9 protein-coding genes and 1 tRNA gene are annotated in these 9531 nt (G+C 48.3%); all 10 read left to right on the top strand.

The window, feature by feature from the left end; all coding sequences use genetic code 11:
* Window positions 1–13 precede the first annotated feature (13 nt).
* The 10 genes from tuf to rpoB all read left to right on the top strand — a co-directional run bounded on the left by tuf (window position 14) and on the right by rpoB (window position 9485).
* Window positions 14–1204, top strand: coding sequence for an elongation factor Tu (gene tuf, locus BKE30_RS05235; RefSeq protein ID WP_076877561.1), 1191 nt, complete (start codon window positions 14–16; stop codon window positions 1202–1204).
* Between the two features lie 99 nt (window positions 1205–1303).
* Window positions 1304–1379: transfer RNA gene (locus BKE30_RS05230), tRNA-Trp, on the top strand.
* A 65-nt stretch (window positions 1380–1444) separates the two neighbouring features.
* Complete coding sequence (secE, locus tag BKE30_RS05225; protein ID WP_076877560.1) at window positions 1445–1888, top strand: preprotein translocase subunit SecE; 444 nt, start codon at window positions 1445–1447, stop codon at window positions 1886–1888.
* Window positions 1889–1893: 5 nt separating this feature from the next.
* A complete protein-coding gene (gene nusG, locus BKE30_RS05220; RefSeq protein ID WP_076877559.1) occupies window positions 1894–2427 on the top strand; it encodes a transcription termination/antitermination protein NusG in 534 nt (177 codons plus the stop codon).
* A 147-nt stretch (window positions 2428–2574) separates the two neighbouring features.
* Window positions 2575–3003, top strand: a complete 429-nt coding sequence (rplK, locus tag BKE30_RS05215) for a 50S ribosomal protein L11 (protein ID WP_076877558.1) — start codon at window positions 2575–2577, stop codon at window positions 3001–3003.
* Window positions 3004–3007: 4 nt separating this feature from the next.
* The gene (gene rplA / locus BKE30_RS05210) at window positions 3008–3703 is read left to right on the top strand and encodes a 50S ribosomal protein L1 (protein ID WP_076877557.1); all 696 of its coding nucleotides are present in this window, start codon (window positions 3008–3010) and stop codon (window positions 3701–3703) included.
* A 392-nt stretch (window positions 3704–4095) separates the two neighbouring features.
* Window positions 4096–4602, top strand: a complete 507-nt coding sequence (gene rplJ, locus BKE30_RS05205) for a 50S ribosomal protein L10 (protein WP_076877556.1) — start codon at window positions 4096–4098, stop codon at window positions 4600–4602.
* A gap of 39 nt (window positions 4603–4641) precedes the next feature.
* The gene (rplL, locus tag BKE30_RS05200; RefSeq protein ID WP_076877555.1) at window positions 4642–5013 is read left to right on the top strand and encodes a 50S ribosomal protein L7/L12; all 372 of its coding nucleotides are present in this window, start codon (window positions 4642–4644) and stop codon (window positions 5011–5013) included.
* 24 nt (window positions 5014–5037) lie between these two features.
* A complete protein-coding gene (locus BKE30_RS15825) occupies window positions 5038–5265 on the top strand; it encodes a hypothetical protein (protein ID WP_143253657.1) in 228 nt (75 codons plus the stop codon).
* 134 nt (window positions 5266–5399) lie between these two features.
* On the top strand, window positions 5400–9485 hold the full coding sequence (gene rpoB / locus BKE30_RS05195) for a DNA-directed RNA polymerase subunit beta (protein WP_076877554.1): 4086 nt from the start codon (window positions 5400–5402) through the stop codon (window positions 9483–9485).
* Window positions 9486–9531 lie beyond the last annotated feature (46 nt).

Genomic DNA, 9531 nt, shown 5'->3' with positions numbered 1-9531 from the left:
GAGGAATGACATCATGGCAAAGGCCAAGTTTGAACGTAACAAGCCGCACGTAAACGTCGGCACCATTGGTCATGTTGACCATGGTAAAACCACACTGACTGCGGCGATCAGCTTAAACTGTGCAAAAGCTTACGGCGGTGACGTTAAGGCACTGTCTGAAATTGACTCTGCACCTGAAGAAAAAGCCCGTGGTATTACCATCAATACCGCACACGTAGAATACGATTCACCAACCCGTCACTATGCACACGTTGACTGCCCAGGCCACGCTGACTATGTTAAAAACATGATCACCGGTGCTGCCCAGATGGACGGTGCGATTCTGGTATGTTCTGCAACTGACGGCCCAATGCCACAGACCCGCGAACACATCCTGCTGTCCCGTCAGGTTGGTGTACCATACATCATCGTATTCCTGAACAAATGCGACATCGTTGATGATGAAGAGCTGATCGAACTGGTTGAAATGGAAGTTCGTGACCTGCTGTCCAAATATGACTTCCCAGGTGATGACACCCCAATCATCCGTGGTTCAGCCCTGCTGGCACTAAACGGTGATGACAGTGCGTATGGCGTACCTGCCGTACTGAAACTGGTTGAAACCCTGGACTCTTATATTCCTGAGCCAGAGCGTGCCATCGACAAAGCATTCCTGCTGCCAATCGAAGATGTATTCTCGATCTCTGGTCGCGGTACTGTTGTGACTGGCCGTGTTGAATCAGGCATCATCAAGGTTGGCGAATCTGTTGAAATCGTTGGTATCCGTGATACTGTAGTGACCACCGTAACTGGTGTTGAAATGTTCCGTAAACTGCTGGACGAAGGTCGTGCAGGCGAGAACTGTGGTGTACTGCTGCGTGGTACCAAGCGTGAAGACGTACAGCGTGGTCAGGTACTGGCCAAGCCAGGTTCAATCAAGCCACACAGCAAGTTTGAAGCTGAAGTGTACGTACTGTCCAAGGATGAAGGTGGTCGTCATACCCCATTCCTGAACGGTTACCGTCCACAGTTCTATTTCCGTACTACTGACGTCACTGGTGCTATCCAGTTGCCAGAAGGCGTGGAAATGGTTATGCCAGGTGACAACGTACAGATGAGCGTTGAGCTGATCCACCCAATCGCGATGGACCAGGGCCTGCGCTTTGCAATCCGTGAAGGTGGCCGTACTGTTGGCGCCGGTGTGGTGGCTAAAGTAACTAACTAAGTTATTCAAATTGGTCGAATCTGGCTGATTTAACAAATATTATCTAAACTTTAGATAATTCGCCGAAGGTGGTAAGCTATTGCCTTCGGTGGTCATTACAGGTCCTTAGCTCAGTTGGTAGAGCATCGGTCTCCAAAACCGAGGGTCGTAGGTTCGAATCCTACAGGGCCTGCCATATTTTTAAAGCTTGATGCTGACTTTCGCTAATTAAGTCATTGGTTTAATAACGAGTCTAAAATAATGTCAACTGACGAAAAGACGCGTGATGCATTGAGCGGCGCGGCAATACCTCAACAAATTGATCCGGCACAAGTAGTCAAAACAGGCTCTGCGCTGGATATTGTCTTTTGGATTTTGGCACTGGGTTTACTGATTGGGGCTACCCTGATTAATCAGTATCTGCCTGCCTACTGGGCATCGGGTAATAATGTCTGGGTGCGTATTGGTGCCATTGTTAGCTGTATTGTTGTTGCATTAGGTTTGCTATATGCCACCCATCAGGGTAAGGCATTTGCAATCTTACTTAAAGATTCCCGTACTGAATTACGCCGTGTCACCTGGCCTGCCAAGCAGGAAACAGTGACGACAACCTGGCAGGTTTTGCTGGTGGTTGTGATTGCCAGTTTAATCCTGTGGGGTTTTGATACTATTTTTGGCTGGCTCATTCAGTCGATCATCGGATAATTACTATGAAGCGCTGGTATATTGTTCATGCCTATTCAGGTTATGAAAAGCAGGTAATGCGTTCCTTGAAAGACCGAATTGAACGCAGTCATGTTGTAGATAGTTTTGGTGAAGTCCTTGTTCCTACCGAAGAAGTGGTGGAAATGAAGGATGGTAAGAAACGCAAGAGTGAGCGCAAGTTCTTTCCAGGCTACGTGCTAATTGAAATGGAAATGAACGACGATACTTGGCACATTGTTAAAGAGTGTCCAAAGGTATTGGGCTTTATTGGCGGGACACCTGAAAAACCTGCACCAATTACGCCAAAAGAAGCTGATGCCATTTTGGCGCGTGTGCGTAATACTGGTGAAGCGCCCCGTCCAAAAACCATGTTTGAGCCGGGTGAAGAATTGCTGGTTACTGATGGTCCATTTACCGACTTTAAAGGTGTGGTGGAAGAAGTTCAGTATGAGAAATCCCGCCTGACCCTGACCATTAATGTATTTAATCGCCCAACGCAGGTTGAGCTTGAATTCCGTCAGGTTGAGAAAACAATTTAATTTGTTTTTCTAAAAATTTAGTGTACAATATTGCGCCCAATCGCTATGCATTTAGTGGTTGGGCGTTTTCGCTTAGGGCGCTGTAGTTGTAGCTACAGAATTTTATTACGGGGAGCCTGTTAAGGCGTTTGTACCCAAGGAGTTATCATGGCCAAGAAGATTGACGGCTATATCAAGCTGCAAGTTCCAGCTGGTAAAGCAAACCCATCACCACCAATCGGTCCAGCACTGGGTCAACGTGGTGTAAACATTATGGCGTTCTGTAAAGAATTCAATGCTGCTACCCAGAAAATGGAAACTGGCATGCCGATTCCAGTAACGATTACCGTTTATAACGATAAATCGTTCACTTTCACCATGGCATCTCCACCAGCGACTTATTTCCTGAAGAAAGCCATGAATCTGGGTAAAGGTTCACCGCGTCCAAATACACAGAAAGTGGGTAAAATTACCCGTGCTCAGTTGGAAGAAATTGCCAAGGCAAAAGAAGGCAATTTGACAGGTGCAGACCTTGATGCGCAAGTGCGCACCATTGCAGGTTCTGCGCGTTCAATGGGTCTGGATGTGGAGCTTTAAGAACATGGCAAAATTAACTAAACGCCAAAAGGCTATTGCGACACAAGTAGAAGCTGGCAAAGTTTATTCTCTGGAAGATGCAGTGGCACTGTTAAACAGCCTGCCTGCTGTCAAGTTCAAAGAATCGCTGGACATTTCTGTAAACCTGGGTGTTGACCCGCGTAAATCAGATCAGGTTGTTCGTGGTGCCACCACACTGCCTGCCGGTACTGGTAAAACTGTACGTGTTGCCGTATTTGCTCAGGGTGCTGCTGCTGAAGCGGCTAAAGCTGAAGGCGCAGACATCGTTGGTATGGATGATCTGGCTGAAAGCATTCAGGGCGGCAACCTGAACTTTGACGTAGTAATCGCTGCACCTGACGCCATGCGCGTTGTGGGTAAGCTGGGTACTATTCTGGGTCCACGTGGTTTAATGCCAAACCCGAAAGTGGGTACTGTAACTCCTGATGTGGCTGGTGCTGTTCGCAATGCCAAAGCTGGTCAGGCGCGTTACCGTGTAGACAAAGGCGGTATTATCCATGCCGGTATCGGTCAGGTGGGCTTTGAAGCTGCTGCTGTTCGTCAGAACGTTGAAGCATTAATTAGCGACCTGAAAAAAGCCAAGCCAGCAACCTCTAAAGGCGTTTACATCAAGAAAATCACCTTGAGCTCTACCATGGGCCCAGGGTTATCCATTGATGTGTCTTCTGTATCTAACTAATTGGTTGGATCAGGCAAGAATTTAAAAATTTTGAGGTAAAAACGCAGGACATTTGAAGCATAGCTTCTCGTCTTGCGGCTCGGCAAATAAGACACATACGTCGCGAGGCGTAGCGGATTTGCTGTTCCGAGCCTCAAGTGGACTTTGAATTGACAGGCCGCGTGTAAAAACAAAGTCTGTCGGCGTCAAAGACCTCAGGCGAAAAATTGGACTAGTCCTTTTTTTCTTAAAAAACCAGCCTGCGTAGACGCGGTGGTGTGATGAATGCTTAGGCAAACTGACGACCTCCGCGTGTAGACAATCTGCATGTAAAAATTCAGGCTGTCTACATTTTATGGGAGTGCATCCACCAAATCATTTGGGATGCATAAATCACCTGAGGAGGTTATACAGTGACTCTACGTTTAGAGGATAAAAAAGAGATCGTTGCTGCGGTTAATGAAGCTGCCAGCACCGCATACTCTGCTGTTGTTGCCGACTACCGTGGTTTGACCGTTGCACAATTAACCAAGTTACGTGTTGAAGCGCGTAATGCTGGTGTTTACCTGCGTGTTGTACGTAACACCTTGGCTAAACGTGCGTTTGAAGGTACTCAGTTTGATGTATTGAACGAGACTTTAACAGGTCCAACCATTATCGGTATGTCAACGTCTGAAGATGACATGGGTGCTGCGGCACGCCTGTTCCAAGACTTTGCCAAAGACAACGCAAAATTTGAAGTCAAGTCTGCTGCATTTGATGGCAAGTTATATGGTGCTGATGAAATCGGTACGATTGCTAACTTACCAAATCTGCATACTGCATTGACTATGCTGGCGTCTGTACTACAAGCCCCAGTATCCAAGTTTGGCCGCTTGCTGACTGCTTTGAAAGAAAAGCAAGAGCAAGAAGCTGCTTAATTTATTCATCACCCCATATATCCTATTGGAGTTTTAATCATGGCATTGTCCAACGAAGAAATCCTGAACGCCGTTGCTGAGAAAACCGTTCTTGAACTGGTTGAATTAATTTCTGCTTTCGAAGAAAAATTCAACGTATCTGCTGCTGCTGTTGCTGTTGCTGCTGCTCCAGGCGCTGGTCCTGCTGCTGCTGAAGAGCAAACTGAGTTCAACGTTGAGCTGACCAGCTTTGGCGCGAACAAAGTTGCTGTTATTAAAGCCGTTCGTGAAGCGACTGGCCTGGGTCTGAAAGAAGCGAAAGACCTGGTTGAAGGCGCTCCACAAGTGCTGAAAGAAGGCGTAAGCAAAGAAGAAGGCGAAGAGCTGAAGAAGAAGCTTGAAGAAGCTGGTGCTACCGTTACTCTGAAGTAATGTAAGCATGGAGTCGGTATTTTATTGACTCCAAAAAAATGGCTGATGGCTCTTGGGTCATCAGCCTTTTTGCGTTACAATATTCGGCTCGATTTTTTGCGAGAGAAATCGGCTGGCGCTAAAATGCTTAGCACTGTTTTTAGCTTGTTATCCGATGCTTTTTGGCTTTTTTTAGGATATCAGGTGCTGACAAAAGCACTGCTAAGCATTTTTAAGTTTAATGCTTTACCTCAGTTTCATTTTTACCAGTGAATTTGATGCACTTGGTTAAGGATAGTGATTATTGATCCTTAAGCAAGCAAGTCCACTGGTTGCCACATCGGCATCGTGTTTCCCCTCCGGGCTCGTTCTGCAGGCGAGTCTGGTTTACTTTCCGAGGACTCCAGATGGCATACTCCTATACCGAAAAGAAACGGATCCGCAAGAATTTTGGTAAGTTGCCCAATGTAATGGACGTACCGTACCTATTGGCCATTCAGGTTGATTCGTATCGTGCATTTTTACAGGACGGTAAAATTTCCAAGCAACGTGAAGATGTTGGCTTGCAAGCCGCCTTCCGTTCAGTTTTTCCTATTGTTAGTTATTCTGGGAATGCCGCATTAGAGTTTGTCGAATACAATCTGGGCAGACCTGAGTTTGACGTGCGCGAATGTATTTTGCGTGGTTCAACTTATGCTGCACCAATGCGCGTCAAGATTCGCCTGATCATTTATGATCGTGAAACCAAATCCATTAAAGACGTGCGTGAGCAGGAAGTCTACATGGGCGAAATTCCGCTCATGACTGAAAACGGTACCTTTGTCATCAATGGTACTGAGCGTGTGATTGTATCCCAGTTGCACCGTTCACCTGGCGTATTCTTTGACCATGACAAGGGCAAGACCCATTCGTCGGGTAAAGTGCTGTATTCCGCCCGTATTATTCCTTACCGTGGTTCGTGGCTGGACTTTGAGTTTGATGCCAAAGATCTAGTCTTTGTACGTATTGACCGTCGTCGTAAATTACTGGCGACTGTGGTGCTGCGTGCCTTGGGTTATACCACCGCGCAAGTGCTTGACCTGTTCTTTGAAAAAGTTCCGGTATACGTTGAAGACACCTATCAGATTGATCTGGTGCCTGAACGCCTGCGCGGTGAAATGTCACAGTTTGATATCACCGATAAAGATGGCAAGGTGATTGTTGAGCAGGGCAAGCGGATTAATGCGCGTCATGTGCGCCAGATGGAAGCGGCTGGCTTAACCAAGCTGGCTGTACCGGATGAATACCTGTACGAGCGTATTATTGCCGAAGACATTACATTGAAAAATGGCGATGTCATTGAAGCCAATACCGTGGTAAGCCATGAAGTGCTGGTGAAGCTGGCTGAAGGCGGTGTGAAACAGTTCAATATTCTGTTTACCAATGATATTGACCGTGGTTCTTTCATTGCCGATTCGTTGCGTGCCGATACCACCCGTACCCGTGAAGATGCACTGGTTGAAATCTATAAGGTGATGCGTCCGGGCGAGCCGCCGACCAAGGAAGCTGCCGAGAACCTGTTTAATAACCTGTTCTTTAGCACTGAACGCTATGACCTGTCGCCAGTAGGTCGCATGAAATTCAACCGTCGTCTGGGTCGTCCATACGACGTGGGTACCGACCAGAAGTCACGTGCCATTGAAGGTATCCTCAGCAATGATGATATCGTTGATGTACTGCGTACACTGGTTGACATCCGTAACGGTAAAGGCGAAGTGGACGATATCGACCACTTGGGTAACCGTCGTGTGCGTTCTGTGGGCGAGATGACCGAAAACCAGTTCCGTGTCGGTCTGGTACGTGTTGAACGCGCCGTTAAAGAGCGTCTGAATCAGGCAGAAACTGAAGGCCTGTCTCCACAGGATCTGATCAATGCCAAGCCGGTAGCTGCTGCCATCAAGGAATTCTTTGGTTCCAGCCAGCTGTCGCAGTTTATGGACCAGAACAACCCGCTGTCTGAAATCACCCACAAGCGCCGTGTATCTGCACTGGGGCCAGGTGGTTTGACCCGCGAACGTGCCGGCTTTGAGGTACGTGACGTACACCAGACCCATTATGGCCGTGTGTGCCCGATTGAAACGCCGGAAGGTCCAAACATTGGTCTGATTAACTCACTGTCGGTATATGCCAAGGCCAATGATTTTGGTTTTCTGGAAACGCCATACCGTAAAGTGGTTGATGGCCGTGTAACCGATGAAATCGAATACCTGTCAGCCATTGAAGAAAACGGCACGGTGATTGCACAGGCGGATTCGCCAGTGGATGCCAATGGCCAGCTGCAAGATGAAATGGTTTCTGTGCGTGCACAGGGCGAATTTATTCGTACCAGCCCGGAAAAAGTAACCCACATGGACGTGTCACCACGTCAGGTGGTATCGGTTGCAGCCAGCTTGATTCCGTTCCTGGAACACGACGATGCGAACCGTGCATTGATGGGTTCAAACATGCAGCGTCAGGCTGTTCCGACCCTGCGTGCTGACAAGCCGCTGGTGGGTACGGGCATGGAACGCCATGTTGCACGCGATTCTGGCGTGTGTGTGGTGGCCAAGCGTGGTGGCAAGATTGAATATGTGGATGCCAGCCGTATTGTTGTCCGTGTGCATGAAGAAGAAATGCATGCAGGCGAGGCCGGTGTTGATATTTACAACCTGATCAAATACACCCGTTCCAACCAGAACACCTGTATTAACCAGAACATTATTGTCAACCGTGGTGATGAAATTGCCCGTGGCGACATTCTGGCTGATGGTCCATCAACCGATCTGGGTGAACTGGCACTGGGCCAAAACATGCGCGTGGCATTTATGCCATGGAATGGTTACAACTTCGAGGATTCGATTTTGTTATCCGAGCGTGTGGTGCAGGAAGACCGTTTCACGTCAATCCACATTCAGGAATTGTCCTGTGTGGCGCGTGACACCAAGCTGGGTTCTGAAGAAATCACTGGCGATATTCCAAACGTTGGTGAAGCAGCCCTGTCCAAGCTGGATGAATCCGGTATTGTGTACATTGGCGCGGAAGTGAACGCTGGTGACATTCTGGTGGGTAAAGTAACCCCTAAAGGTGAAACCCAGCTGACCCCGGAAGAAAAACTGCTGCGGGCCATTTTTGGTGAGAAAGCCGCTGACGTGAAGGATTCTTCCTTACGCGTTCCGTCTGGCACCAAAGGGACGGTGATTGACGTTCAGGTATTTACCCGTGATGGTCTGGAAAAAGACGAGCGCGCGCTGGCCATTGAAAAGGCCCAGCTGGATGCTTACCGTAAGGATTTGAAAGAAGAATATCGAATCTTTGAAGAAGCAGCCCGTGAGCGTGTAATCCGTCTGTTGAATGGCCAGAAAGTCAATGGTGGCGGCACCACCAAGCGTGGCGATACGCTAGATGACAGCCTCATGTCAGGTCTGGAATTAAACCAGTTGCTGGACGTGCAACCAGTTGACGAAGGGATTGCTGAACGCTTGCAACAAATCCAGGACTTCTTACGTGAGAAGGAAAAGGAAATTGATGACAAGTTCACCGAGAAAAAGCGCAAGCTGTCTACCGGTGATGAGCTGACCCATGGCGTGCTGAAAGTCGTTAAGGTTTATCTGGCCGTGAAACGTCGTATCCAGCCGGGCGACAAGATGGCGGGTCGTCATGGTAACAAGGGTGTGGTGTCCGTCATCATGCCGGTTGAAGACATGCCATACGATGAAAACGGTGTACCGGTTGACGTGGTGCTAAACCCGCTGGGTGTACCGTCGCGCATGAACGTGGGACAGATTCTGGAAACGCATCTGGGTCTGGCAGCCAAAGGTCTGGGTCAGAAGATCGACAAGATGTTGCAACAGCAGCGTCAGGCCAATGAGCTGCGTGAGTTCATGGACAAGATCTACAATCAGGTGGGTGGCGAACAGGAAACCCTGAACGACCTGACTGATGATGAAGTATTGAGTCTGGCGAACAACCTCAAAGGCGGCGTACCGATTGCAACGCCAGTATTTGATGGTGCTGAAGAAAGCCAGATCAAGCAGTTGCTGAAACTGGCTGACCTGTCTGAAACTGGCCAGCAGGTGCTGTACGATGGCCGTACTGGTGACCGTTTTGACCGTCCTGTAACCGTAGGTTATATGTACATGCTCAAACTCAACCACTTGGTGGATGACAAGATGCATGCGCGTTCTACCGGTTCTTACTCATTGGTAACGCAACAGCCGTTGGGTGGTAAAGCCCAGTTTGGTGGTCAGCGCTTCGGTGAGATGGAAGTGTGGGCACTGGAAGCTTATGGTGCAACCTACACCCTGCAGGAAATGCTGACTGTGAAATCGGATGACGTTGAAGGACGTACCCGCATCTATAAGAACATTGTAGATGGCAATCACTATATGGATCCGGGCATGCCTGAATCGTTCAATGTACTGACCAAGGAAATTCGTTCTTTGGGGATTAACATTGAACTTAAAAATGGTGACTGATTAAGGCTGGCAAAGCACTTGCGGGATTAATATTCCGCAAGTTACT

This window comes from Alkanindiges hydrocarboniclasticus (assembly GCF_001982605.1).
In the GTDB taxonomy this organism is placed as follows: Bacteria; Pseudomonadota; Gammaproteobacteria; order Pseudomonadales; family Moraxellaceae; genus Alkanindiges; species Alkanindiges hydrocarboniclasticus.
The sequence above is the reverse complement of the archived record's forward strand: the minus strand, read 5'-3'. Positions and strand labels throughout refer to the sequence as shown.